This is a genomic window from Roseofilum capinflatum BLCC-M114, from assembly GCF_030068505.1.
Classification (GTDB): Bacteria; Cyanobacteriota; Cyanobacteriia; order Cyanobacteriales; family Desertifilaceae; genus Roseofilum; species Roseofilum capinflatum.
In genome coordinates, this window is sequence record NZ_JAQOSO010000087.1 from 36,271 (window position 1) to 62,000 (window position 25,730).

Annotated in this window: 25 protein-coding genes; 16 read left to right on the top strand and 9 right to left on the bottom strand. The window is 47.7% G+C overall.

The window, feature by feature from the left end; all coding sequences use genetic code 11:
- The first annotated feature begins 232 nt into the window (after positions 1-232).
- The 3 genes from PMG25_RS16365 to PMG25_RS16375 all read left to right on the top strand — a co-directional run bounded on the left by PMG25_RS16365 (position 233) and on the right by PMG25_RS16375 (position 3,887).
- Positions 233-1,225 carry a cytochrome c oxidase subunit II gene (locus tag PMG25_RS16365; protein WP_283767968.1) on the top strand — a complete coding sequence of 331 codons (993 nt, stop codon included), beginning with the start codon at positions 233-235 and terminating at the stop codon, positions 1,223-1,225.
- Positions 1,226-1,330: 105 nt separating this feature from the next.
- Positions 1,331-2,989 (top strand): cytochrome c oxidase subunit I, encoded by a 1,659-nt coding sequence (gene ctaD / locus PMG25_RS16370; protein ID WP_283767969.1) that lies wholly within the window; start codon positions 1,331-1,333, stop codon positions 2,987-2,989.
- 277 nt (positions 2,990-3,266) lie between these two features.
- Positions 3,267-3,887 (top strand): cytochrome c oxidase subunit 3, encoded by a 621-nt coding sequence (locus PMG25_RS16375; RefSeq protein ID WP_430540974.1) that lies wholly within the window; start codon positions 3,267-3,269, stop codon positions 3,885-3,887.
- A gap of 97 nt (positions 3,888-3,984) precedes the next feature.
- Here PMG25_RS16375 and PMG25_RS16380 read toward each other — a convergent pair whose 3' ends face one another.
- Positions 3,985-5,694, bottom strand: a complete 1,710-nt coding sequence (locus PMG25_RS16380) for a serine/threonine protein kinase (protein WP_283767970.1) — start codon at positions 5,692-5,694, stop codon at positions 3,985-3,987.
- A 226-nt stretch (positions 5,695-5,920) separates the two neighbouring features.
- Between PMG25_RS16380 and PMG25_RS16385 the strand changes: the two genes are divergently transcribed.
- Entirely contained in the window at positions 5,921-6,556 is a 636-nt protein-coding gene (locus PMG25_RS16385; RefSeq protein WP_283767971.1) for a Crp/Fnr family transcriptional regulator, read from the top strand.
- 41 nt (positions 6,557-6,597) lie between these two features.
- On the opposite strand, the gene ureE is transcribed toward PMG25_RS16385, so the two are convergent.
- Positions 6,598-7,164 (bottom strand): urease accessory protein UreE, encoded by a 567-nt coding sequence (gene ureE / locus PMG25_RS16390; protein WP_283767972.1) that lies wholly within the window; start codon positions 7,162-7,164, stop codon positions 6,598-6,600.
- On the opposite strand from ureE, the gene glyQ reads away from it, so the two are divergent.
- The gene (gene glyQ, locus PMG25_RS16395; protein ID WP_283767973.1) at positions 7,163-8,038 is read left to right on the top strand and encodes a glycine--tRNA ligase subunit alpha; all 876 of its coding nucleotides are present in this window, start codon (positions 7,163-7,165) and stop codon (positions 8,036-8,038) included. The two genes, ureE and glyQ, sit on opposite strands and share 2 nt — an antisense overlap.
- A gap of 177 nt (positions 8,039-8,215) precedes the next feature.
- Here glyQ and mdh read toward each other — a convergent pair whose 3' ends face one another.
- The 3 genes from mdh to PMG25_RS16410 form a co-directional block, all read right to left on the bottom strand.
- Complete coding sequence (gene mdh / locus PMG25_RS16400) at positions 8,216-9,178, bottom strand: malate dehydrogenase (RefSeq protein WP_283767974.1); 963 nt, start codon at positions 9,176-9,178, stop codon at positions 8,216-8,218.
- A 19-nt stretch (positions 9,179-9,197) separates the two neighbouring features.
- Positions 9,198-9,419: an NAD(P)H-quinone oxidoreductase subunit O gene (ndhO, locus tag PMG25_RS16405; RefSeq protein WP_283767975.1), complete on the bottom strand. Its 222-nt coding sequence runs from the start codon at positions 9,417-9,419 to the stop codon at positions 9,198-9,200.
- 270 nt (positions 9,420-9,689) lie between these two features.
- Complete coding sequence (locus PMG25_RS16410) at positions 9,690-10,463, bottom strand: hypothetical protein (RefSeq protein WP_283767976.1); 774 nt, start codon at positions 10,461-10,463, stop codon at positions 9,690-9,692.
- 137 nt (positions 10,464-10,600) lie between these two features.
- Here PMG25_RS16410 and PMG25_RS16415 point away from each other — a divergent pair, with 137 nt between their 5' ends.
- The 9 genes from PMG25_RS16415 (at position 10,601) to PMG25_RS16455 (ending at position 16,542) form a co-directional block, all read left to right on the top strand.
- Complete coding sequence (locus tag PMG25_RS16415; protein ID WP_283767977.1) at positions 10,601-10,936, top strand: cation:proton antiporter subunit C; 336 nt, start codon at positions 10,601-10,603, stop codon at positions 10,934-10,936.
- Positions 10,933-12,369, top strand: a complete 1,437-nt coding sequence (locus tag PMG25_RS16420; RefSeq protein ID WP_283767978.1) for a cation:proton antiporter — start codon at positions 10,933-10,935, stop codon at positions 12,367-12,369. The genes PMG25_RS16415 and PMG25_RS16420 overlap by 4 nt, the downstream gene beginning before the upstream one ends.
- A 226-nt stretch (positions 12,370-12,595) precedes the next feature.
- Positions 12,596-12,931, top strand: a complete 336-nt coding sequence (locus PMG25_RS16425; protein ID WP_347178859.1) for a cation:proton antiporter subunit C — start codon at positions 12,596-12,598, stop codon at positions 12,929-12,931.
- Positions 12,928-14,367 carry a cation:proton antiporter gene (locus tag PMG25_RS16430; RefSeq protein ID WP_283767980.1) on the top strand — a complete coding sequence of 480 codons (1,440 nt, stop codon included), beginning with the start codon at positions 12,928-12,930 and terminating at the stop codon, positions 14,365-14,367. Before PMG25_RS16425 ends, PMG25_RS16430 begins: the two co-directional genes overlap by 4 nt.
- Complete coding sequence (locus tag PMG25_RS16435) at positions 14,364-14,807, top strand: hypothetical protein (RefSeq protein ID WP_283767981.1); 444 nt, start codon at positions 14,364-14,366, stop codon at positions 14,805-14,807. The genes PMG25_RS16430 and PMG25_RS16435 overlap by 4 nt, the downstream gene beginning before the upstream one ends.
- Complete coding sequence (locus PMG25_RS16440) at positions 14,804-15,055, top strand: hypothetical protein (RefSeq protein ID WP_283767982.1); 252 nt, start codon at positions 14,804-14,806, stop codon at positions 15,053-15,055. Before PMG25_RS16435 ends, PMG25_RS16440 begins: the two co-directional genes overlap by 4 nt.
- Positions 15,052-15,330, top strand: coding sequence for a monovalent cation/H(+) antiporter subunit G (locus PMG25_RS16445; protein ID WP_283767983.1), 279 nt, complete (start codon positions 15,052-15,054; stop codon positions 15,328-15,330). The genes PMG25_RS16440 and PMG25_RS16445 overlap by 4 nt, the downstream gene beginning before the upstream one ends.
- Positions 15,317-15,862 (top strand): DUF4040 domain-containing protein, encoded by a 546-nt coding sequence (locus PMG25_RS16450; RefSeq protein WP_347178855.1) that lies wholly within the window; start codon positions 15,317-15,319, stop codon positions 15,860-15,862. The genes PMG25_RS16445 and PMG25_RS16450 overlap by 14 nt, the downstream gene beginning before the upstream one ends.
- Before the next feature lie 11 nt (positions 15,863-15,873).
- Positions 15,874-16,542, top strand: coding sequence for a Na(+)/H(+) antiporter subunit B (locus PMG25_RS16455; protein WP_283767985.1), 669 nt, complete (start codon positions 15,874-15,876; stop codon positions 16,540-16,542).
- Between the two features lie 55 nt (positions 16,543-16,597).
- On the opposite strand, the gene PMG25_RS16460 is transcribed toward PMG25_RS16455, so the two are convergent.
- Complete coding sequence (locus PMG25_RS16460; RefSeq protein ID WP_283767986.1) at positions 16,598-18,325, bottom strand: WG repeat-containing protein; 1,728 nt, start codon at positions 18,323-18,325, stop codon at positions 16,598-16,600.
- Positions 18,326-18,514: 189 nt separating this feature from the next.
- Here PMG25_RS16460 and PMG25_RS16465 point away from each other — a divergent pair, with 189 nt between their 5' ends.
- Together PMG25_RS16465 and PMG25_RS16470 are read left to right on the top strand one after the other, a co-directional pair.
- Entirely contained in the window at positions 18,515-18,817 is a 303-nt protein-coding gene (locus tag PMG25_RS16465) for a DUF2499 domain-containing protein (RefSeq protein ID WP_283767987.1), read from the top strand.
- 95 nt (positions 18,818-18,912) lie between these two features.
- Positions 18,913-19,212, top strand: coding sequence for a DUF3593 domain-containing protein (locus tag PMG25_RS16470; protein ID WP_283767988.1), 300 nt, complete (start codon positions 18,913-18,915; stop codon positions 19,210-19,212).
- A gap of 116 nt (positions 19,213-19,328) precedes the next feature.
- Here the strand turns inward: PMG25_RS16470 and PMG25_RS16475 are convergent, their stop codons facing one another.
- The 3 genes from PMG25_RS16475 to gatA all read right to left on the bottom strand — a co-directional run bounded on the left by PMG25_RS16475 (position 19,329) and on the right by gatA (position 25,633).
- Entirely contained in the window at positions 19,329-23,105 is a 3,777-nt protein-coding gene (locus PMG25_RS16475; protein WP_283767989.1) for a DNA polymerase III subunit alpha, read from the bottom strand.
- Between the two features lie 86 nt (positions 23,106-23,191).
- Positions 23,192-24,079, bottom strand: coding sequence for an alpha/beta hydrolase (locus PMG25_RS16480; protein ID WP_283767990.1), 888 nt, complete (start codon positions 24,077-24,079; stop codon positions 23,192-23,194).
- A 96-nt stretch (positions 24,080-24,175) separates the two neighbouring features.
- A complete protein-coding gene (gene gatA, locus PMG25_RS16485) occupies positions 24,176-25,633 on the bottom strand; it encodes an Asp-tRNA(Asn)/Glu-tRNA(Gln) amidotransferase subunit GatA (protein ID WP_283767991.1) in 1,458 nt (485 codons plus the stop codon).
- Between the last annotated feature and the right edge of the window lie 97 nt (positions 25,634-25,730).

Here is a 25,730-nt window from a genome sequence, read left to right on the forward strand (position 1 = left end):
CCTGAAAAAAATATTAAGGATATCTTAGAAAGCACCTGGATCGAAAAGACCTGCTCTAACGTAAATTAGAGAAGTTAAAACTCCCTTATCTTAAAAAGGGATATGATGATGGGCAATGACTGAAACGGTTGTAGTGAGAGGCTTATCATTGGCCATTACCGATTACAGATTACCCATTACCAGCGCTATGCGCTATCGTTAAACCCTTTGAAGATTAACCGGCATAATTACCGTGAATATTCCTAGTAACATTATTACCTTAATCGCTGGTATTTTCTTAACCCTGATCAGCCTCTGGTTTGGTCAAAATCATGGTTTGTTGCCCGTTGCTGCTTCCGAGGAAGCACCTTGGATTGATGGGTTATTTAATACTATGATGACCATTTCCATTGGTCTGTTTTTACTGGTTCAGGGTATCCTGATCTTTTCAATCATTAAGTTCCGTCAGCGGCCGGGTGACGAAACCGATGGCCCTCCGATTGAAGGCAATATTCCCCTAGAAATCGTCTGGACGGCCATTCCGGCCATGATTGTTTTAGGCTTAGGGGTGTATAGCTTCGATGTGTACACGAATATGGGCGGACTCGATCCGATGGCTTCCCATGACCATGGTCAAGAGATGGCCCATGTGCAGGGAGCAGCCATAGCCGCGCCCCTGGAAGCACCAATGGTGGAAAAAGCAGACCGTCGAGTGGCGATCGGCATTGGCGCAGATCCCAAGGAAATCGGCAAATCCGCCGATCTCGTCGTTGACGTTCTCGGCCTGCAATATGCCTGGATCTTTACTTATCCAGAAACCGGCATTGTCAGTGGAGAACTGCACATGCCCGTAGACCGAGATGTGCAACTCAACATCAAAGCAGCCGACGTAATCCACTCCCTGTGGATACCCCAATTCCGGGTCAAACAAGATGCCATCCCCGGACGGGATACCCAACTGCGACTGCGGCCCAGAGAAATGGGAACCTATCCCGTTGTCTGTGCAGAACTCTGCGGAGCCTACCATGGAGGCATGAGAACGACCACCATTGTCGAATCCGCAGAAGACTTTGACCAATGGGTGAATGAGCAAATCGCCTCAGCGCCTGTGGAAAATATCGGAACCCCAGTGGCTAACCTCTCCTCGGAGGAGTACCTAGCCCCCTATACCCAAGAAATGGGCATGGATGAGAGTGCCCTGAAAGCCATGAGCGCTATGGGCCATGAACACCATCATTCCCTGTAATCTCAGGTCTAGCTCATTCCTTAAAATGGGGATTTCTAAGGGAAAAATTGGTTTCCCTATTCCCTATTCCCTATTCCCTATTCCCTATTCCCTATTCCCTATTCTATGACACAACCACAAGAATCAGCCCCTGTTGAAGCTTATCGCCCCAGTTGGCGCGATTTCTTGAGCTTCAGCACCGACCACAAAATAATCGGGATGCAATACCTGGTTACATCTTTCGTCTTCTATATCCTTGGAGGACTCTTAGCCGTTGGTATTCGTACTGAACTGGCAACCCCACAAGTGGATTTTGTCAGCCGCGAACTCTACAACGGTTTATTTACGGTTCATGGAACCGTGATGATTTTCCTTTGGATTGTCCCTGCTGGAGCGGGTTTAGCTAACTATCTGGTTCCTCTGATGATTGGGGCCAAAGATATGGCCTTCCCGCGACTCAATGCAGTTGCTTTCTGGTTAATTATTCCAGGGGGCATTTTGCTCATGGCGAGTTTCTTTGTGGGCGCTCCCGGAGCAGGCTGGACTTCCTATCCCCCTCTGAGTACCACCGGGGATAAGGCCGGAGAATTTATTTGGATTATCAGCGTGCTACTGTTGGGAACCTCCTCAATTCTGGGGGGGATTAACTTCATGACCACGATTGTGAACATGAGAATGCCGGGTATGGGGATTTATGATATGCCCCTATTTTGCTGGGCAACGGTCTCTGTTTCTATCCTCATTTTGATGTCTACCCCAGTTTTAGCAGGCGCACTGGTGTTGTTAGCCTTTGACTTAATGGCGGGGACATCGTTCTTTAATCCTACCGGTGGCGGCGATCCGATTGTTTATCAACACTTGTTCTGGTTCTATTCCCATCCGGCGGTGTACATCATGATTGTGCCCCTGTTTGGTGTAATTTCCGAGATTATTCCCGTGCATTCACGTAAGCCGATCTTTGGGTATAAGGCGATCGCCTATTCCAGCCTCGTGATCAGTTTCCTGGGCTTAATTGTCTGGGCCCACCATATGTTTACCAGTGGCACACCCGGCTGGTTACGCATGTTCTTCATGGTCGCTACCATGATTATCGCCGTCCCCACCGGAATCAAAGTCTTTAGCTGGCTCGCTACCCTTTGGGGCGGAAAAATTCGCCTCAATAGCGCCATGCTCTTTGCCTTGGGCTTCGTTTCCCTCTTCGTCGTGGGTGGCTTAAGCGGCATCATGTTAGCTTCTGCCCCCTTTGACATCCACGTTCACGACACCTATTTTGTTGTCGCTCACCTGCACTATGTCCTCTTCGGTGGTAGTGTCTTCGGCATCTATGGCGCAATTTACCACTGGTTCCCCAAAATGACGGGTAGAATGCTCAATGAAACTTGGGGTAAGGTGCATTTTGTATTAACCTTCCTTGGCTTTAATCTTTGCTTCCTCCCCATGCACTGGTTAGGCTTGCAAGGAATGCCTCGCCGGGTAGCGGAATACGACCCGCAATTTGCCACCGTTAACATGGTCTGTACCGTGGGATCTATTCTGTTGGCAATTTCTACTTTGCCCTTCTTAATTAATGCCGTTTGGAGTTGGTTAGCTGGCTCCATCGCTCCCGCTAACCCTTGGAATGGCTTAACCCTAGAATGGTTAACCGCTTCTCCTCCTCCGGTGGAAAACTTCCTAGAACCCCCAATTCTTTGGTCTGGCCCCTATGATTATGGGATTGATACGGAAGCTTCGGAAGAGGAAAAATCTGTGGATGAGTTGTTAGCGGAAATGAAACCCTCTGCATAGTTGGGGGTTGCCCTCATCCCCCAGCCCCCTTCGGCTTCGCTCAGGGCAAGCCTTCTCCCACGGGAGAAGGGGGGCACAAGTCCCTCTCCCTTGGGAGAGGGATATAGGGAGAGGGCAATAATTAGGAGGGGTTGCCCTCATCCCCCAGCCCCCTTCGGCTTCGCTCAGGGCAAGCCTTCTCCCACGGGAGAAGGGGGGTAAAAGTCCCTCTCCCTTGGGAGAGGGATTTAGGGAGAGGGCAATAATTAAAAGTTGTCGCAAGAAGAGGAAAATTTACATGCAAAGTTCTGCTGAAGCTACAGCAACGGTAATGGGGTATGCTGACGAAACCCATGGCGTATCCCATCATGAAGAGCATCCGGATCATCGCATATTTGGAATTTTGATGTTCCTGATTGCGGAATCGATGATCTTTTTAGGCTTATTTGCCGCTTATCTGACGTTTAAGCTGACTGCACCCGATTGGCAACCGGAAGGCACGGAATTGGAATTGCTCTTACCTGGCGTTAATACGATTATTCTGATCTCCAGTAGTTTTGTGATTCATAAGGCTGGAGATGCGATTAAGAATAAGGGCGATGAAAAGGGTTTGCGGCTGTGGTTTGGAATTACGGCACTGATGGGAATTGTGTTTCTCATGGGACAGTTGTATGAGTATTTCCATCTCAGTTTTGGCTTAACGGATAATGTGTTTGCGAGTACGTTTTATGTGCTGACGGGCTTCCATGGTTTGCATGTTTTGTTCGGATTGGTGCTAATTTTGGGGGTATTGTGGCGATCGCGCATTTCAGGTCACTATTCCCAAGAGTCTCACTTTGGTGTAGAAGCGGCTGAGATTTACTGGCACTTCGTTGATGTGGTTTGGATTGTCCTGTTTACCCTGTTGTATTTGTTGTAATTGGGGTTCAATCCATTCGTTTTGATACAGGAGAAGCTGGGTTGCTGTAACCCGGCTTCTCCTGTCAATACCCATTCTCCCACGCAAATCGCTATAACTATTTCAACTGTTGATCCCAAACCCCTACATAAATGCGGCCATCACTTTCGAGTTGAATGACACCGTTCAAGTTTTCGTGGGAGAAATCATAATATTGGCTTTGCCCTTGACGGACGCGCTCAAATTGCTCGATCACTTCTACAGGTGCATTGCTGCCTAATAAACCGTTAACCAGAACCCGGCTGATAAATCGGTCAATGGTGGGGTCAAAAGAGACTTCGGTTTGTCGAATCTGGCGACTATTGGCATCGATTAAATATCCTAATTGAATTTTGCCTAAATCATAACTGATGGCTTCGGTTCCCCAAAGTCCTGATGTGGTCTGGGTCGGTTCTCCAAGGGCCTCTAGCACTTCTGCTTCTGAGGTTCCTGGGGGAAATCCTCTAGGGACGGGAGGGGGAGTGGGTTGAGTGGGTTGGGGGCTGGGGGTTGGTACGGGTGCGGGAGAGGGGGCTGGGGTGGGAACGGGAGAGGGGACGGGTTGAGGTAAAGGAGTAGGAGAGGGAGTGGGTTGAGGGGTGGGTTGAGGGGTGGGTGAGGGGGTGGGAGTTGGCGAGGGAGTGGGTTGAGGGGTGGGTGAGGGAGTAGGGGTTGGCGAGGGGGTAGGTTTAGGGGTGGGTGAGGGGGTGGGTTGGGGACTGGGGGAAGCGATGGGATCGGAGGGACGGTTGGCTAGTTGTAGGGTGGCGGTTACTCCTCCGATTAAAGCAGCGATCGCCACTAATACCACAAGAGGTAGCCAAACAGACGGCCGAGGTTCCGTAGTGGTTTGGGGGGGGACGGTTCCTGATGTAGCTGGAGGACTCTGACGAGGTGTAGAGGGGGGAACCAAGGCAATGGTTGCCGCTTGGCTGGTGGATGAGGGGGTGGGGGTTGTGTTTTGGGGGGTTGTGGGAATAGCGGTGAGTGAGGTTTGGGGCAATAACTGAAGCCATTCGGGTATGGTTTGGGGTCGGTCTTCGGCATTGAGGGCCATTCCCCGCAGCACGGCTTGGTTAATGGCAGGACTCAGATGGGGTTGTAAGTCTCTGGGGCTGGGCATTTGGTGGCGATCGCGTAAAATAGAGGCGATGGGGATTCTGGCGGTCAGTAAGGTATAGAGGGTGGCCGCTAGTCCATAGACATCTGTGGCGGCACTGCGGCGCTGCGATCGCATATACTGCTCGATAGGAGCATAACCTTCTGAGACTAAACTGGTATGGGTTTGGGGTAAGTTTTGCTCGTATTCCCTGGCAATACCAAAATCAATTAGGACAACTTCTTGGGTTCCTTCCCGGAGAAGGATGTTTTGGGGTTTTATATCCCGATGTAACAAGCCTTTCTGATGCACTCCTTCTAGGGCGGCTCCAATTTGGCGGATATAATGGATGGCCACGGCTTCCTTTAAGGGGCGATCGGGATGAACTAATTCGGCTAATGTGGGCCCTGGAATATAATCCATCACCATATAGGGCATCCCATCTTCTGTAAAGAAATCACTCACCCGCACAATATGGGGATGCACACATAGGGCTAACCGGCGAGCTTCATCTTGAAATTTCTGAACAAACTCCTGAAAATTGGGTTGTTTGCGGATTGACTGATTTAGGGTTTTAATTACTACGACGTGATGCAAATAATGATGAGTTGCCTTAAATGTTAATCCGAACCCGCCTTGACCGAGTTCTTCGTCAAGGGTATATTTTCCTCCCTGTAAGGTTTTAACCATAGTTTCAAATGGGGTGGCGATGGCCTAAAAAGTATTGATAAGGTGAGATCGTTTAGATTGTAGTGCAAAGAAAGAGTGCATTTAGGAAAGTTGCCTGAGTAAACGAGAGATGGGGAGATCTGGCGATCGGGGGGACTATACCAAAGCTTAACCTAACGATTACCTATTTGTGAATGTAACGTCCTAGACTAGCAAGGGAACTAACTCAATAGACCCGGATTTTGGCATGGTTTCTTCATTTCTGCCGACCTCTAACCCTCAGATTCAGTTCCGTGAATTGCTCGAAGACCTCTATCAAGGTCGGAGTTTAGTAGACTTTGTGGCAGGCCAAACGATCCCTTTGCATTCTAGCGATATTTGGGTGGTCTGCCGGGGTGTGGTCAGTTTAAGTGTGGTTCAAGCCAATGGTGAGGAATCGTTGTTAGGCTTTGCTGTACCTTCTATGCCGTTTGGTTTACCCTTGACCATGATGGAAATGGAGGGTTATCAAGCTATTGCCCTTTCTCATGTGGGGTTAATGCGGTTTAGTCTGGCTGAAATGGAAAAATCCCCCCTTCTATGCCGCAGTTTATGGCATCAATTGAATCGTCGTCTACGGCAAACTGAGGCAATTCTTGCTTTAGTGGGTCATCGGCGGGTGAAAGAGCGCTTAGAACAATTGCTGTTATTATTAGCCCAGGAGATGGGCCAGCCGACAAAAGACGGACAAGGAATACGCTTACCGGTGAAGTTGACCCATCAGAATTTGGCGAATACGATTGGCACGACTCGGGTAACGGTGACGCGGTTGATGAAAGAGCTGCGCCAGGATGATTGGTTAACCCTAGACTCCCAACGTTATATTACGATCCAAAAATTTTGATATCGTCATTCCCAATCAGAAACCCATTTTTCGGTAAGGGTTTAATGGTGATAGGCTCCTGGTTCGGGCTGGAAGGGGGCGATTTTTTGGGTGACGTTGAGTCCGAGTTGTTCTAATAAGGTTTTTAAGACGAGATCGACTTCTAAGCGTAAGTAGTTTGGGGTGATTTCGACGGGGATATGACGATTTCCGAGATGATAGGCGGCTCGCAGGAGACCGATCGCCGTTTCTGAGGTGACTTCTAATACGGGTTCCGGCTTGGCAATTACTTGCACCAAGGTATCGGCGATCGCCGTTTGCAAGAGGTCGCCATCTTGGAGTATTGTGCCTCTGGGTAATCGTAACTCAACACTGATGCCGTCTGGGGTTTGGGTCTGATAGCGACTGCGGGTTCGCTCCCAAGCGGTTAAAGGTAGGGTGAAGGCGATCGGGGGAGTATCTAACCCTAAAGAGCGATCGGTGAGAGTAATTAAGGTCATGGGGAAGTGGGGAGGGGTGAATGGGGGACAGGGATATGGGAATAGGGCGATCGCCAGTTCTCCATCCTCCCATTCCCCTTTTGAGAGAGAATAGAGACTGTTGTGCTTGATCGAGGAAAGTTGGGGCATGAATTTTCAGTCAGTCATCTCTACCTTAAACCAGTTTTGGGCCGATCGCGGGTGTTTGGTGGTTCAGCCCTATGATACGGAGAAAGGGGCAGGAACCATGAGTCCCCATACGTTTCTCAGGGCGATCGGGCCAGAACCTTGGTTCGTTGCTTATGTAGAACCCTGTCGTCGTCCCACGGATGGACGCTATGGCGAAAACCCCAACCGTTACCAGCACTATTATCAGTATCAAGTGCTGATGAAACCCTCTCCCGATAACATTCAGGATCTTTATCTCGACTCCTTACGGGTTCTCGGTATTCAACCGGAAGACCATGATATTCGCTTCGTCGAAGATAACTGGGAATCTCCCACCCTGGGTGCTTGGGGAGTGGGTTGGGAAGTGTGGCTCGATGGCATGGAAGTGACCCAATTTACCTATTTTCAGCAATGTGGGGGCATTGATTGCCATCCGGTTGCCATTGAGATTACCTATGGTTTAGAGCGTTTGGCCATGTATTTGCAAAATGTGGAAGCGCTCACCGAGATTCAATGGAGCGATCGCCTAAACTATGGTGACATTCACCTACAAGGGGAAATCGAGCAATGTACCTACAATTTTCAAGCCTCCAACCCAGAGTTACTGTTTAAGTTATTTGAACTCTACGAACAAGAAGCCACGCAACTGATTGACAAAGGCTTAGTGACTCCCGGTTTAGACTATGTACTCAAATGCTCCCATAGCTTTAATCTCCTGGATGCCAGGGGCGTGATTGCTGTAACGGAACGCACGCGATATATCGGCAGAATCCGCACTTTAGCCCGCAAAATTGCCCACATCTATCTGGAGCAACGGGAAAAATTAGGCTTTCCGCTATCAATGAAAAATGGCTAATGGGTCATATCAAGTCCGCTTATTCATGTCCGCGAAGCGGAAATATCCTCATTAAAAATCTAGGGAGCAAGATGCTCCCACTCCAGTCATATCAAAGAATTTGAAGAGTGCGGGCATCTTGCCCGCTTCTTGAATCCAATTCACCAGATTTGATCTAACCCTCTTCTGTATTGGCGACTAATCAAAGCCCACTAAACCTTCGACCATTTCCAAACCCTTACGCACGACTTCGGCAGACTCACGGAGGGCAGCTATTTCCGACTTTTGTAGGGGTAACTCTAGGATCTGCTCAATTCCTTTGTATCCCAATTTACAGGGAACCCCCATGTAGATATCATCTAAACCATATTGGCCTTGTAGATATCCGGCCACAGGCATAAAGCGGGCCTGATTGTGCAACACCGCTTCCACCATCAGACAGACGGAGGATGCCGGGGCATAATAAGCGCTACCGGTTTTCATCAGTTGCACAATTTCTGCACCGCCTTTGCGGGTGCGATCGACGAGGCGATCGATGGTTTCTTTGTCCATCAATTCGGTAATGGGAATGCCGCGAACGGTGGAAAAGCGAGGTAAGGGAACCATTAAGTCCCCATGTCCTCCTAATACCAAAGATTGAATATCGGCGATCGAGCATCCTAACTCTAGGGAGATAAAGGTTTCAAACCTTGCTGAATCGAGAACTCCTGCCATTCCCATCACCCGACTGGGATCGAGACCACTGACTTTCCAGGCCAAATAGGTCATCACATCTAGGGGATTAGTCACCAAAATAAAGATGGCTTCAGGACAGTGCTTGACCGCCTCTTTGACAGCAGATTTAACGATTTTGGCATTGATTTCGACCAACTCTTCCCGACTCATGCCCGGTGTGCGGGGTTTCCCTGCGGTAATCACGACAATATCGCAATCAACCAAATCCGCATAATTATTGCTACCGATTAATTGGCGATCGTGGTGTTCGACTCCCCGTGCTTCCATGAGATCTAAGGCGATGCCTTGGGGCATCCCTTCGATCACATCTAAGAGAACCACATCGGCTAAATCTTTCTCTGCAATTCGTTGCGCCAGAGTGCTGCCGACTTTTCCTGCTCCAATGACACCGACACGGGGATTGATCGATTGATTAGATTTAACCATGGCCAAGTCTCGTTTTTTGTTAGTTGAACAACTCTAGTTGATCGACACGCAGCCAAATATTGGGGGTAGGAACCTGACCAAATTTGACTAGAGCGTAGTCACCTTTGATGTCCATGATCTCGCCTTGGGTTTCAAAAATGTAGGGAGGAAAACGGGTATCGCTTGCGGAAGCTTCTAGGGAATTTTCCAGTTTTTCTTGGATAGCCCGTACCATTGAACCTTTTTTAATTGCTGCTGCCATAATCAATTCAGGACGTATGTTTCAAAACTTCCCTAATATGATACCAAGGAGCGATCTGGATTTATGGCTTGATTTTAGCGGTTATTCTCGTGAAGGGATTTAATTTTAGATTTAAATCAGAAAGGACACCGACGACTGGCCGTGTTTCGTCTCGGTGTCCTCACTGGTTCGCTCCTCACACGATAGTCAATATAACTTACTCCCTTGGGTTTGTCATCCCTTGAAGAAAAATTTTTTGAGCGGACAACGAGGGATAGCCTCTGGAATCGATTACAATTCTGGGGGAGCAGTTAGGCTTAAGCCTTTTTCTAGTAGGGTTTTGATGGTTTTGCCGGCGATCGCCACTAATCCTAAACGACTGAGGGAAAGTTGGCGATTTTCTTTTAATGTTGATCCCCAAATGCGGCAGTTTTGCTCAAATCTCAGGATATCTTGACTGAAGGTTCGAGTTAAGGACAAAAGACGCGAGGCGGTCGGATCGTCATGGAGAGTATCCCAGATATAGAGTAGGGAGCGGATTAAGGTGTGTTCGCTGGGGTGAACGAGTTGAAATTGGCCGTTATGTAACCAAGGAATGCGATCGGGTTCTCTGATTCTGAATGTAGACGGCTCCAGATGGATTAATCCCTGATTTTGCCCTAGACGTAAGAGGGCACAACAGCGAGCGTGGGTTACTTGCCAGGTGAATACTTCTGGAGAATGGCGATCGAGGGAGCAGGGATGATGAGCGAGTTTTAAGGGACTTGCCAGCAGAGTTTGCAGTTGCTCGGCTAACTTCAGATCGCCATAATGAAATTGAATCCAACCGGGAGAACGAACGGAGAGGGAAAACCCGGATATGTTCTCTTGAAGACAGAGGGACTCTAGCAGTTTTGTGGCGAGATCGAGAGGAGAGAGATCGCTGTGGGAAGATAATTTAAGGGCGATCGCCGATTGATAGCCCAAGGGTTGATGAGCTGGCAAGAGTTCCACCGGGATCTGCTCGATACTTAAACTGCCTAATGATATGACCCGATCGATCCCTTCTTGTAGACTCCTTTTCATTTTTATTTTGATGATAACCAATGGTTTTCCTTACTGATGACTGAAGGGACTCATCGTTCTCAAGGGCAGGAAATTGTGTATTCTTTTAAAAAGCTTTCCAGAGCATAACCCATCCCCATGAGTCCCTAAACCCTTCGATGTTAGAAGCCTGTATCCTAATCACCCTATTCTCCGGGTTTTTCGGCATTATGCTGAAAAAAAACCTCGTCATGAAGATCCTCTCCATGGATGTGATGATTACTGGAGTGATCGCCTACTATATCTCGATCTCGTCACGAGAGGGGGTTTTTGCTCCTATTCTCAATCCAACTCAAATAGTTGAATATGCCGATCCAGTTCCTCAAGCAGTGATTTTAACAGCGATTGTCATCAGTTTTTCTATTCAAGCCCTGATGCTGGTGGGGGTGATGAAACTGGCGCGAGATAACCCCACATTAGAAACCAAGGCGATAGAAAAGAATTATACACCATGACTATCCTAACGATCACCTGGCTTACGCTCTTTTTTATCCTCGGACTAGGCATTTACCTCCTACCGAGGCTCGATTGGTTTTTAGCCTTTGGGGTAACCCTAGTCTCCGTTGCCTACGCCACCTTTGTGTTTCGGCAACCGGAACCCATCAACCTAGAACTCCTCGATAGTTTTGGCGTTACCCTGATCGCCGATCGCCAAAGCGCCTTCTTTATCCTTACCAATGCCTTCGTCTGTACGGCGGTTTTGCTCTACTGTTGGCGCAGTAATAAAACTCCATTCTTTTATACCCAACTTACCATCTTACAGGGCAGCGTTAACTCAGTCTTTATCTGTGCTGACTTTCTCAGTGTCTACGTCGCCTTAGAAGTGATTAGCATCGCCGCGTTTTTGTTGATTACATATTCGAGGAGCGATCGCACGATCTGGGTAGGATTGCGCTATCTCTTTGTCAGTAATGTGGCCATGCTTTTCTACTTGGTGGGAGTGGCTCTAGTCTATAAAGCCAACAACTCCTTTGCCTTTACCGGCCTAACCAATGCTCCCACAGAGGCGATCGCCCTCATCTTCCTGGGACTTCTAGCCAAAGGCGGTATCTTTATCTCCGGCCTCTGGTTGCCCCTCACCCACTCCGAATCCGAAACCCCCGTTTCTGCCCTCCTCTCCGGAGTCGTGGTCAAAACGGGAATTTTCCCCCTAGTGCGCTGCGCCCTGATGCTAGAAGACCTCGATCCCATTGTGCGAATCTTTGGCGTAGGCACAGCCCTATTAGGCGTAAGCTATGCCGTATTTGAGCAAGACATTAAACGCATGTTAGCCCTCAGTACCATTTCTCAATTGGGCTTTATTCTTGCAGCCCCCGAAGTCGGAGGATTCTACGCCCTCACCCATGGGTTAGTGAAATCAACCCTCTTCCTAATTGGGGGAAACTTACCGAGTCGGAACCTGAAAGAACTGCAACAGAACCCAATGCCTAACTCTCTGTGGATTGCCCTCACCGTTGCCAGTTTCTCCATCTCTGGTTTTCCCCTGCTCTCCGGCTTTGGCGCAAAAGTCCTCACCCTGAAAAACCTCCTACCTTGGCAGGTAATCGCCATGAATATTGCCGCCTTGGGAACGGCAACGATGTATGGGAAATTAATCTTTCTACCCCATCAACGATTAGAAGAAGGCAAACAGAAACCCATCAGTTTTTGGTTGGCGATTACTCTATTAATCGGTGGACTCATCGGTGTGAGCGCCTTTTATTATGAAGCCTATACCCTCGCCAACATCATTAAACCTCTGGCAACCATCGCCCTGGGTTGGGCTGCTTACTGGCTCGTCTTTCGTCAAGTAACAGTCAGACTCCCCCGGATGCTCGAAGAGTTCGACCATCTGATCGGCATGATGAGTTTAATGTTGCTGCTCTTATTCTGGATGGTCTTACCCTAATTGGATATCTAGATTTAACCCGGCTTTATTTTCATCAAAAGGGTTAACTTGATTACATTGATGAGAACCCATGGTTGTCATTGACCCAGGATTTCAGAGATTAAGGGTTTTCAAAGACCGGAAATTGTGTATTCTTTTAAAGAGCTTTCCCAGGAGTCAGGAGTTGGGAGTCATTTATCTGTGTGTCTCCCCATTCCCCATTCCCCCATTCCCCCATTTCCAATTGATGTTAGAAGCCTGTATCCTAATCACCCTTTTGCTGGGATTTTTCGGGATTATCCTGAAAAAGAACCTCGTAATGAAGATCATCTCCATGGACGTGATGAGTACCGGAGTGATCGCCTATTATATCTTGATCGCCTCACGAGAGGGGCTGTTTACGCCCATTTTAGATGAAACTCAAACGGTAGATTATGCCGATCCGGTTCCCCAAGCGGTAATTTTAACGGCCATTGTCATCGGCTTTTCCATTCAAGCGCTAATGCTGGTGGGGGTAATGAAACTGGCGCGAGATAACCCCACCCTAGAAACCAAGGCGATAGAAAAGAATTATACACCATGACTCACTTAACGATCGCCTGGCTTGCTCTTCCCTTTATTGCCGGACTAGGGATTTACCTCCTACCGAGGCTCGATTGGTTTTTGGCCTTTGGGGTAACCCTAGTCTCCATTGCCTATGCGACGTTTGTGTTTCGGCAACCGGAACCCACTACCCTAGAATTGCTCGATAGTTTCGGGGTTACCCTCACCATCGATCAGCAAAGTGGCTTCTTTATCCTCACCAATGCCCTAGTCTGTGCAGCAGTTCTGCTTTACTGTTGGCGCACCAATAAAAGTGCCTTCTTTTATGCTCAACTGATTATTTTACAGGGCAGTGTCAACTCGGTTTTTATTTGTGCCGATTGGCTGAGTGTCTATGTTGCCTTAGAAGTGATTAGCATCGCCTCCTTTCTGCTGATTGCTTATCCGAGGAGCGATCGCTCCGTATGGGTAGGATTGCGTTATCTCTTTGTCAGCAATGTGGCCATGCTCTTCTACTTAGTAGGAGCCATCCTGGTCTATAAAGCCAACAACTCCTTTGCCTTTGCCGGACTCACCAATGCTCCCACAGAGGCGATCGCCCTCATCTTTTTGGGACTGCTTGCCAAAGGCGGCATCTTCGTCTCCGGACTCTGGTTACCCCTCACCCACTCCGAATCCGAAACCCCCGTTTCCGCCCTGCTCTCCGGAGTCGTGGTCAAAACCGGAGTCTTTCCCCTGGTGCGCTGCGCCCTCATGTTAGAAGACATTGACCCCATTGTGCGGATCTTTGGTGTAGGTACAGCCGTATTAGGGGTAGGCTATGCCGTGTTTGAAAAAGACATCAAACGGATGTTAGCCTTTCATACCATTTCCCAATTAGGCTTTGTCCTGGCAGCCCCAGAAGTGGGAGGATTCTACGCCCTCACCCACGGACTGGTCAAATCTGCCCTATTCTTGGTTGGGGGAAACTTACCGAGTCGAAACTTGAAAGAATTGCACCATAAACCGATTCCTAATGCTCTGTGGATTGCCCTAACGATGGCGAGTTTCTCGATTTCAGGTTTTCCCCTACTCTCCGGGTTTGGCGCAAAAGTCCTGACCATGAAAAACCTGATGCCTTGGCAGGTAATCGGCATGAATATTGCTGCCTTGGGAACTGCCATCTCCTTTGCTAAGTTAATCTTTTTGCCCCATGAACCCGCAAAAGAGGGAGATAAAAAACAATCGATCGGTTTCTGGTTAGCTGTAGTGGTCTTAATTGGTGGACTGGTGGGGGCAAACGTCGTTTATTATGAAGCCTATACCCTAGCCAATATCATCAAACCTCTGGCAACGATCGCCCTGGGTTGGCTGGCCTACTTTCTTATCTTCCGCAACTCAAAGATCAAACTACCCCGAATGCTGGAGGAGTTGGATCATCTCATGGGGATGATGAGTTTAATGCTGTTACTCCTTTTCTGGATGGTGTTGCCATGATTGGATACCTCGATCTGATATTACGACTAACCATCTGGTTTTTGCTCACCTCCGATTTGAGCCGGGCCAATATCATTATTGGCATAGCAGTGGCCTTGATCTTGCCTCGATCTGTAACTGCACCAGCCGTCTTAAAAGATTGGCTCAACGCTCTCTGGGAGATTCTCGTCGCCATTCCCATTGCCTACAAAGAGGCGATCGAGTTGATGGTGTGGCCCCATAAGGAGGAAGAGACGACCTTGGAGCAAGTCAAACCGAATCGCACTCCGGGATTGATCTTTTTAGATATTTTCTTGATTACCTTTACCCCCAAAACCATTGTGGTCAAATATCATGCGAGGGGATGGTATGAAGTTCACTGGGTGAGACGGAGGAAACGACGGGGGGACACGCAAACTGATAGACACCCAGATACAGGGATGGAGACTTTAGAAGGATGATTGTAATCTTGGTACTGATGATTTTTGCCCTGTTAATTCCCTTATATGAGGCTTGCCAGGATGAGGATATTTGGCAGAAAATGTTGGCCTTTGCCAGTATTGCGACCAAAACTTCGATGATGATCTTAATTGTCTCCGTGTTGCGGGATGATTGGATGATTGGCTTGGTCGGTATCATTATTTTAAGTGTGGGCAATGCGGCCTTAATGTTGTTAGCCCATGTAATTAAACGGATGGGGGAAGCATGATTAATACCTTGAGTTATATCTGTATGGGAGTGGGGATTGTGTTCTGGTTTTGGGGCACTTGGCCTTTAGTGGGCGATCGCTCCGTTCTCTTTAAGCTCCATAGTCTCTCTGTGGCCGATACCCTCGGTTCCATGAGTATGATTGTTGGTTTATTGCTGCAAATTCCCAGGGAATGGCCCTTGCTGGTGTTGGGCATTATTTCTCTAGCGATTTGGAATACAGTTTTAGGGTATGTCTTAGCCTATTGTTCCAGTGGGGGGAATGATGACGACTGAGATCTCTTTATTGTTAATTGTGGCTCTCTTGCCTTTAGCGGCTGGTTTGGTTGTCCTTCAGACTAACCCCTATCATGCTCTGGTGATTCGGGGAATATTGGGAGCTATAGCGGCTCTCGTCTATGCGGTGTTGGGTGGGGCGGATGTGGCCCTAACCGAGGCCCTGGTGGGGACAATGCTGGCGATTACCTTATATGCGGTAGCGGTGCGATCGTCTTTGGTGATGCGTTTGGGCATGATTTCTGAAGGGATGGATGAGGAAAATCCCCAGTTTGAAGCGTTGATTGATGGCTTACAGCAGACCTTACATAAATATCATATGCGCCTCGATCTGGTGTCCTATGGCGATCGCAAGAGCCTGGATCAAGCCCTGCTGGATAAGGAAATTCACGCCACTTGTCTTCCTTCTGGAGAGCAGAAAACAGCCAAACCCTATCATACGACGGTTCGGATAGAACGGCTTTATGAGATTATGCAGACTGAGTTACCCAGTGAGGTCACCAGTTTATCCATGCCTAGTGATGTGAAGTAAGTGAGGGGAAAATGGGGATACGTTGGCTCTATTTGGTCGCAGGACTGATTTTTTTAGTGAAAATGTTGGTGATGAAAAATCCGACATTGGAGAGTTTAGAGGCCTCTATGGTGGAGTTGGTGGTTCAAGATAGTGGCGTACCGAATGCAGTTTCGGGGATTATTTTTAGAAATCGGCTCTACGATACCATCTTTGAGGTGGTGGTGTTTACGATCGCCATTATGGGCGCTAAGTTTTTGTTAGCCAATGAACAGCCGTCGGCGATGGTTCGCCAGTTTACCGACCAACCCTCTATCGTTTTAGCCCGTTTGGGGGCTATCATCTCCGCTTTAGTCTGTATCGAGTTGGCTATCCGCGGCCATTTAAGTCCCGGAGGCGGCTTTGCGGCAGGTGTGGCTGGGGGAACGGCGATCGGTTTGATTGCCATTACGTCCCCGTCAGAACGGATGGAACAGATTTATGAGCGGTGGAAAGCCTCCACCTGGGAAAAGATCTCGGTTTTAATCTTTATTGTCTTAGCTGCCATTACGTTAGTCGGTGTAGAGCTACCCCAAGGAGAGTTAGGGACACTCTTGAGCGGTGGGATTATTCCGGTTTTGAATATTTTGGTCGCCCTGAAAGTGGCCTTGGGATCGTGGGCAGTGATTCTGATTTTTATCCGTTATCGTGGTCTGTTGTAAGTCTCTCTCTATAGCTCTGCTTCGCGCGGTAATCGGTAATGGGTAATGGGTTCTCTTAAAACTCCTCATTTATTTTATAGCGCAAACTGCTGTAACCCCAACGGCCTCCAGTCATCACAGAGCGTCGAGGATAATCTGGGGGGATATTTGTACCCGTAACCTCTGTTGTCCAGCGTCCTCCCACATTCACAAAGGCTAACCCATCGGAAACACCGGCAATATCGACAAATTCCACAGGTAGAACCCAATTCGCCTGGCGATCCTTGACCCCTGCCCGATCGCCAATTCGCGCGATCGCTAATCCATTTTCAAACGGTTCTATCGGCTGAATTTGGGCGAATTCGGGCACATGAAATCCCCCTTCAATCATCCAGGTTCCTTCAGGATTAATATAGCCCCAAGTGCTGTCTCCCTGAACACCTGCGAGACCTTCAGAAAAAGGTTGAGCCTGTTGAAATTGAGGTTCAATTACCATTGTTCCAGAGCGGTCAATATAGCCCCAGAGTCCACCGACTTTCACCGCCGCCAGCCCTTCAGAAAAGGCTTTTACTTCCTCGTAAACCGGTTCGATGACAATTTTTCCAGTTTTGTCGATAAAGCCGTAACGGGGCTTTCCTGGCTCGGTTTCCTGCAAAATCCAGGCTCGTCCCTCGGAAAATGAAGAGACTTCATAGGGTTGGGGGTCAATCACATAGGCTCCAGTGCGATCGACAAACCCATAACCGCCGCGCTCTTGCAGTTTGACTAAGGCTAGACCATCGGAGAATTCATCAATAAAGTGGTCAATTTCAAACATAAATTCTCCGTCCCGGTTATAAATGGCGGTGTAGGGATAGCTGCGACCCAGACGGACTAAACCCTCAGAAAATTGGGGAATATAGCCATTTTGTTCCAGGGTAACTTTACCCTCTGGAGTAATGACTTGCCAGAGGCTACCGGTTCTCACCCTGGCAATGCCATCTTCAAAGATGCTGGCATAGTCATATTGGGCAGGAATGACAATTTCCCCTTGGGGGTTCATGTAACCCATTTTGAAGTTGGGGCCGCGAAAAACAGCTAACCCTTCCGAAAATTCACTGATGCCACCCAGTTCTGGGGGCAAGTCAAAGGGGTCTTCACCAACGGCGATGTAGGCTTGGGGTAGGGTGCGAGAAATCGTCAGGACTTGGCAAAAGGTGGCTGCCATTTCCCCTCTAGTTGCGGGTTCGGTGGGGCGCAGTTGCCGCACTTGGGGATAGTTGAGGATCAATCGACCGATCGCGGCGTTGGCGATCGCCTCTTTTGCATAGTTGGGAATCGCTTCAACATCATCAAAGACTTGATTGAGAAAGGCTTCAATCTCTTCTGGTGCGGTAAAGTCGCTGGCACTTTGGAGAACCACAAAGGCTTCGGTGCGGGTAATGGGTTGGTTGGGGCGAAAGGTGCGATCGGGGTATCCGCTAAAAAATTGCAGCTCATAGGAGCGTTTAATCGTCTGATACGCCCAATGGGATGAGGGAACATCCTTAAAGGTAATGGCCTCCCGCTCAGAAAAGGAATGGGTGCGAAAAGCATTGATCATCATCGTGGCGAACTCTGCCCTAGTGATCGAAGCATTCGGGCGAAATGTGCCATCGGGATAACCCACCCATCCCCGTCCAGAGGACAGTCGTTCAATGCAGTCAGAAGCCCAGTAATTTTGGGTATCGGGAAACGCAGATACCGGCGATCCAGAGATCAGATAGGTAAGGGTGGCGATCGCCCAAAACCCTCTGAGGGGAGATTGTTTTAACCAGAAAACCATAAAACTCCATTCTCAAACTCAACACCCACCCAAAATAGAGAGGGCGATCATTCTAAGGGTACGTGATGATTAAACTCGATTCAGGGGAAATCCTAGTCAACTTAATCTTCTTTCTCCTTCGATCCTTCCCATTCTCCCCATACCCCATCAAGGTAAAATAAGGTCTGGCGTTTTGGATTCAACCAATTTATGAATGTACTGTCAATTCCCACTTGGGTGATTCATGTCTCCAGTGTAATTGAATGGCTCATGGCCATTTGGCTGATTTGGCGTTATGGAGAATTAACCGGCGATCGCCGTTGGGTGTGGTTTTCCCTCGCCATGCTTCCCGCCCTCATCAGCGCCATGTCTGCCTGCACCTGGCATTTCTTCGATAACGATCCCAACCTAGAATGGATTGTTACCCTACAAGCCGCCATGACCGTTGTCGGCAATTGTACCCTTTGCGCCGCCGGTTGGCTCCTGTGGCGACAAACCCAATCTCAAGCTTAAAACTCAACGATTATGGCAGAGTAAAGGAAGTGTTAGGACACTTTCTATTGCCTTTTGCCTTTTGCCTTTTGCCTAGCGCGAAGCGCTATATAACAATGTCTAAAGATGCCCTATTTGCAATATCCTTGTTTCCCTATTTAGGATTTCTATGGTTTATTACCCGCTCTGGACAAATGCCCCGGTTAGCCCTAATTGGCTTTTATATGACCTTAGTCTTTGTAGGCGTAACCATTCCCGCCGGGATTTATGCCCAAGTCGTCTACCATGAAGCCCTCGCTAATGTAGACTGGCTCCATGGCGGCGCGGAAATTTTCCTCAGTATTTCCAATATCCTCATTGTCCTAGGATTTTATCAAGCCGTTAAATCTCAACAAGCCAAAGCCTCCGATCCTTAAAACCCATTGTAGGGGCGGGTTCACCCAGATCTAGAAATCGCATCAACCCTCTCCGTGAACCCGCCCTAGTACAGTTGGTAAACGACCCAGACCCATTTTTAATTTTTAATGGATAATTACACTCGCAAGTTTTGCAACTCTAACGGTTTAAACTCAACCGCTACCTGCTCTTGGCGCAGTCGTTCCACCAGAGCATCCGGATCTTGAACTTGCCATTGTAGAGGAAGCTTCACCCCTTGCGAAAATCCAAAGCGATCGCCTTTAATCACAATCAGAACCGGATAAGTTTGGGTATTTGTTTGTCCCGAATACTCCTCTAATAATAATTTCAGCCGATTTCGCATCACTGCTTCAGAAGCCTCTTCCAAAGACAGAGTAATCACAATCCAAGATTGGCGAACATCAGGTACAGGAGATGAAGAAACAACCCCAGAAGGTTGACTCTCAATGTTAGGCCCAGGATTTGGGGAAATTTCTTGCTCTACAGGAGTAGAAATAGAATCAGAATCTATGACATTAACGGGTGATTCAATAGGAGATTTGACAGAGGATTCGAGTTCACCCTCTATCGGCTTTTGAATCTCTTCTAACTTCACCTTTTCCGCCTCGCTAACCGTCAGTTGCGTTTGATCGTTCCAGCAGCTCACTTTTCCCGTTAAAATCACTGGAATTTCAGTCACTAAATTACCTTTAACTCGTTCATAGTCATCCCCCCAAACCTTAGCTTCTGCCTTCGTGCTTAAATCTTCCAGATTGAGAATCACCATTAATTTACCCGATTTAGTCATGATTTCCTTAATGTCTGTAATCATAGCCAAGACTTTAACCGGCTTGCGCTTTGGCGCTTCTTCTAACTGGGATAGAGGAATGGGTTGTGGATCTAAATGTTGCACAAATTGAGTAACCGAATTCAGGGGATGTTCAGAAACATAAAAGCCAAGCAATTCTTTCTCCATTTGCAGCTTATCAGCTAAACTAATTTCCGGCACAGGAGCCGCTTTTGGGGCGACTTCATGGGCACGACTATTGGTGTTTTGACTACTAAAGGGAGTATTGCCCAACATATCGAATAAATTGGGGCCGATTTCCCGATCTTTTGCTCGACTATGGGCCCAGGGTACAATCTTTTCTAAATCGGCTAACAGTTGGGCGCGATTATCATCAAAACCATCAAACGCACCGCATTTAATTAGAGATTCTAAAGCGCGGTTATTCACCGTTCGTAAATCCACGCGATCGCACAAATCCGCCAATGCCTTAAATTCCCCTTCTTCTCTAGCTTTTAAGATACAATCAATTGCCCCCTGTCCCAAATTTTTCACCGCCGATAAGCCAAATAAAATAGTATGGTTTTCAGTCGGCGTAAATTCCACACCCGATCGATTAATATCCGGCGGTTCAATCGATATCCCCATCTCTCGACAATTGGCGATATATTTACCCACCTTATCCTGATCTCCACTATTAGAAGTCAGCAAAGCCGCCATATATTCCACCGGATAATTGGCTTTCAGATAAGCGGTCTGATAGGTCACATAAGCATAGGCGGTAGAGTGAGATTTATTGAAGCAATATTCAGCAAACTTAACCATCTGATCGAACAAACTTTCAGCAATGGTTTTATCGATGCCATTTTTCGCTGCCCCATCCATAAAAATATTGCGATGTTTTTGCATTTCTGACATCTTCTTTTTACCCATGGCACGGCGCAATAAATCCGCTTCCCCTAGGGAATAGCCCGCTAAATCCTGAGCCACCTTCATGATCTGTTCTTGATAGACCAAAACCGCATAGGTTTCATTCAAAATCGGCTCTAACAGTTGATGCTCATAAACAATTTGCTCAATGCCATGTTTGCGGTTAATAAACTTGGGAATTAAACCCGCATCAAGGGGCCCCGGTCGATAGAGAGCGAGAATAGAAGAAATATCTTCAATACAAGAGGGTTTCAGTTCCCGAACCACTTGCCTCATCCCAGAAGATTCCAACTGAAAAATACCTTCTAAATCTCCTTTTTCTAGAACTTTATAGGTTTTATCCACATCTTTGGGTAACTTCTTAAGCCGCAGATAGGTTTCCTGGGCTTTGCGTTCTTCAGCCGGGATATCATAGGGATCAAGTTTTAAGTGATGATTTTTATCCACATACTCTAAAGCCTTTTGAATCGTGGTCAGGTTTTTTAAGCCCAGAAAGTCCATTTTCAGCAATCCCAAGGCTTCAATATTCTCCATGGAATATTGGGTAATTACGGCTCCATCATTATTGCGTTGCAAGGGAACAATTTCATCTAAGGGTTCTTTAGAAATAACTACGCCAGCAGCATGAACTCCAAAAGTTTTGTTGGTTCCTTCAATTCTCATCGCCATGTCTATCCACTGACGAACCCGATCATCTGACTCATATTTTTGCTTGAATTCCGGTGTTGGTGTTTGATCGGAAACCATGATTTTTAGCTTAGTGGGTTTCCCCCTAGAAACGGGAATCATTTTTGCCATTTGATCCGCTTCTGAGTAAGGAATATCGAGAACTCGTGCCACATCTTTAAGCACGGCTTTTGAGGTCATGCGGTTAAAGGTGATAATTTGTGCAACCCGTTCTTTACCGTATTTTTCGGTTACATATTCAATTACATCATCTCGCCGTTCAATGCAAAAGTCGGTATCAATATCCGGCATGGATTTCCGTTCTGGATTCAAAAATCGCTCGAATAAAAGTCCATGGTGAACGGGATCAATATTGGTGATTCGTAAGGCATAGGCAACTAATGAACCCGCAGCAGAACCGCGACCGGGCCCAACGGGGATGTTATTATCTCTGGCATATTTGATATAGTCCCAAACGACTAAAAAATAGGTGGAGAATCCCATGCGCTGGAGCATTTTGAGTTCATATTCAAGGCGCTCTTTATAGGCAGGTTTGAGTTCTTCTCGACTTTTGAGTTGTAAGCGTTCTAGGAGTCCATCCCAAGCTTGTTTTTCCACGTAGGTGTCGGGGGTGTGGTCTTTGGGGATGGGATAATCTGGGATGCGAGGCTCTCCGAGAATGCCTTTGTAAGGTTCGATTTTTGACGCGACTTCCAGGGTGTTGGCGATCGCCTCCTGAATCACTGCTTCCGGAAGATGATCCCGGAATAACTGCGCCATTTCCTCAGCCGTTTTCAGGTACTCCGTCCCGCTATAGCGCATCCGCTTCTCATCGCTAATTAAACTGGCAGTATTAATGCACAATAGCGCGTCATGGGCTTCCGTATCATAACAGGAAATAAAGTGGGAGTCATTGGTAGCTACCAGTTTAATCCCCAATTCTTGACCGATTTTCATCAATTCCACATTCACAATTCGGTCTTCTTGCGATCCATGGTCTTGAATTTCTAGATAATAGTCGTCTTTGAATAATTTTTGATACCATTTCGCCACTTCTCGCGCTTTTTTCATATCTCCTGCGAGGATTAACTGGGGAATTTCGCTCCCTAAGCAGCCACTGGTTAAAATCAACCCTTCATGGTACTGTTCAAGCAGTTCTTTGTTAATGCAAGGACGGGCAAAAATTCCTTTGCCTTGAATACCTTTTAAGTTGGATGTTGTGGTTAGCTTAACTAAATTTTTATACCCTTGAGTATTTTTCGCTAATACTAATTGGTGATATTTCTTGATTTTCTTATATTTGGTCTCAATATCCCCATTAATGATGTACATTTCATTGCCAATAATGGGATCTACTGGACTATTGCGACAGGCTTTAATTAACTCAATTGCTCCATACATCACCCCATGATCGGTAATGGCGATCGCGGGCATTCCTAATTCCTGCGCTTTGCTCACCAATTGGGCAATTTGAGATGCACCATCGAGGAGGCTATAGTCGGTGTGAATATGTAATCCTACGAAAGACATAAGGCGATCGGGGATGAAGCAACAATGATGGTCATTATACAGCGCTTTGCGCTGCCCCAGTAATATCAATGAACAATGAACGTGGCTTATTTTTTGGGACTGAGATAATGACTGGGAATGGGAAAAGCGGGCATTTCGACAAATTCGCGAATGGTTTTGAAGTATTCTTCTCCAGCGAGAGGGGCAACGGTACTATGATCGCCAGGGGGAAAGAGCCAGAGCTTTTTAGGTTCTGGAGCAGCCGCAAAAAGTTCTTCGCTCATAAAGGAGGGAACGGCGGTATCTTGTAGGCCATGAATGAAGAGGGTGGGCATTTTTAAGTGAGGAGCTTTAGCTAGGGAATTAAATTGATTTTGCAATAAAAGATCGATGGGTAAGATATTGAGTAAAGGATAGCGATAATCGCCCATGCGCCGCAGTGAGGTAAACGATCCTTCAATGATTAAATGGGAAATTTCGGGGTGTTTTGTGGCTAACTCTATACCTATTGCTCCCCCTAGGGAATGACCATACACTACAATCTGTTCTGGGGCGATCCCCCGCTCTTTGACCAAGTATTGCCAGATGGTCTGGGTATCGTCATAAACTTGTTTTTCCGTGGGAAATTCCCCTTGAGATTGACCATATCCGCGATAATCGAAGAGGAAAACGGAAAAGCCAAGATGGTAAAATCGTCCGGAGTGATAGGCGTTTGCGCCAATGTTATCGGCGTTACCATGGAGATAGAGGAGTACGCGATCGCTTCTTTCATTGGGAATCCACCAGCTATGTAACTTGACTCCGGGTTCCACAGACTCTACCCAAATGTCCTCATAGTCTAACCCAATATCGGCTGGGGTGCGGGTAATTTCTTCGACGGGGAAAAAAATCAACCGGGTTTGTGTAGCCCAAAAATACCAACAGAGTGTTCCATAGGCGATCGCTAAACCGGCCAAAAAAATCCATAATCCTTGATGAAATAAGGCCATCAACATGATTCTAAGGGGAATAACAACAAACGAAGAGCAACCCCGTGGCTATCCGTTCTCTTAATAGTACAGAAAAAGAACCCAACCCCGGAGTTGTCGTGACTACAGAGAGGGTTGTTTTAAGTGCCAGTTGGTGGTTTGCTCGTAGGTGTGGGCTACTTGCAATAACATATCTTCGCGCAACACATCCCCAATCAGTTGTAGTCCAATGGGTAGCCCTTGGCGATCGAATCCACAGGGAAGGCTTAAACCAGGTAGACCAGCTAAATTGACGGGAATGGTCATTAAATCCGAGAGATACATGCTAATGGGATCTTTGGTTTTTTCTCCCGCCTTAAATGCGGTGGTTGGAGCAGTGGGAGACACTAAGATATCCACTGAAGCAAAGGCTTTTTCAAAGTCCTGTTTAATTAGGGTGCGTACCTTTTGGGCTTTGAGATAATAGGCATCATAATATCCGGCGGATAGGGCATAGGTTCCGATCATAATCCGCCGTTTGACTTCTTGACCAAATCCTTGGGCGCGGGTTTGTTCGTACATGGAGAGCAAGTTATCGCCTTGTTCTGACCGGAAGCCGTATTTTACGCCATCATACCGGGCTAGATTGGCGGAGGCTTCGGAGGGGGCAATAATGTAATAGGCGGGTAAACCATAGCGGAAATTGGGACAGGAAATGGTTTGAATTTCTGCGCCTAAATCTTGTAGATGGCTAATGGCTTTTTTGACGGCTTCATCGACTTCTGGATCGAGTCCTGCGCCAAAGGTTTCGGTAATGATGCCAATTCTTAACCGTCCTTTGGATTTGAGGTTGGGTTTGAGTAAATCGGCATAGTGGGGAATTTTGACGTTGAGACTGGTGGAGTCTTTGGGATCGTAACCGGCGATCGCCTCTAAAACAATAGCTGCATCTTCTACAGTGCGCCCAAAGGGGCCAATTTGATCCAAGGATGAGGCATAGGCGACCAAGCCATATCGGGACACTAAGCCATAGGTCGGTTTTAAGCCCACAATGCCGCAAAACGAAGCCGGAAGCCGAATCGATCCCCCCGTGTCCGATCCGAGGGATACCGGGCATTCTGAGCCAGCTACAGCCGCCGCCGAACCCCCGGATGAACCCCCCGGAACGCGGCTTAAATCCCAAGGGTTGGCGGTGAGTTGATAGGCAGAGGTTTCCGTGGAGCTACCCATGGCAAACTCATCCAGGTTGGTTTTGCCGACGATGACTGCTCCTGCATCCTTGAGCTTTTGGGTAACGGTAGATTCGTAGGGGGGGATAAAGTTCTGGAGAATTTTGGAGGCGCAGGTAGTGGGCACTCCAGGGGTACACATATTATCTTTAATGGCGATCGGAATCCCCGTCAACGGCCCGATCTCTTCTCCGGCTGCGATTTTCTCGTCCACAGCCTTGGCTTGGGCTAAGGCTTGTTCTCCCATCACTGCCAAAAAACTATGGAGCTTTGGTTCTAGGGTTTCAATGCGATCGATCGCCTCTTGGGCCAACTCTACAGCCGATCGCTCTTTCGTCACAAGCTGTTGGTGCAACTCGCGGATGGATGCCATGCTTATACCTTCTGTGTTTGCGATTGAGCGTTTTAAATCCTATCAAGATTCAGAGGGGAATGGGGAATGGGTAATTGGAGATCTCCCCATCCCTACC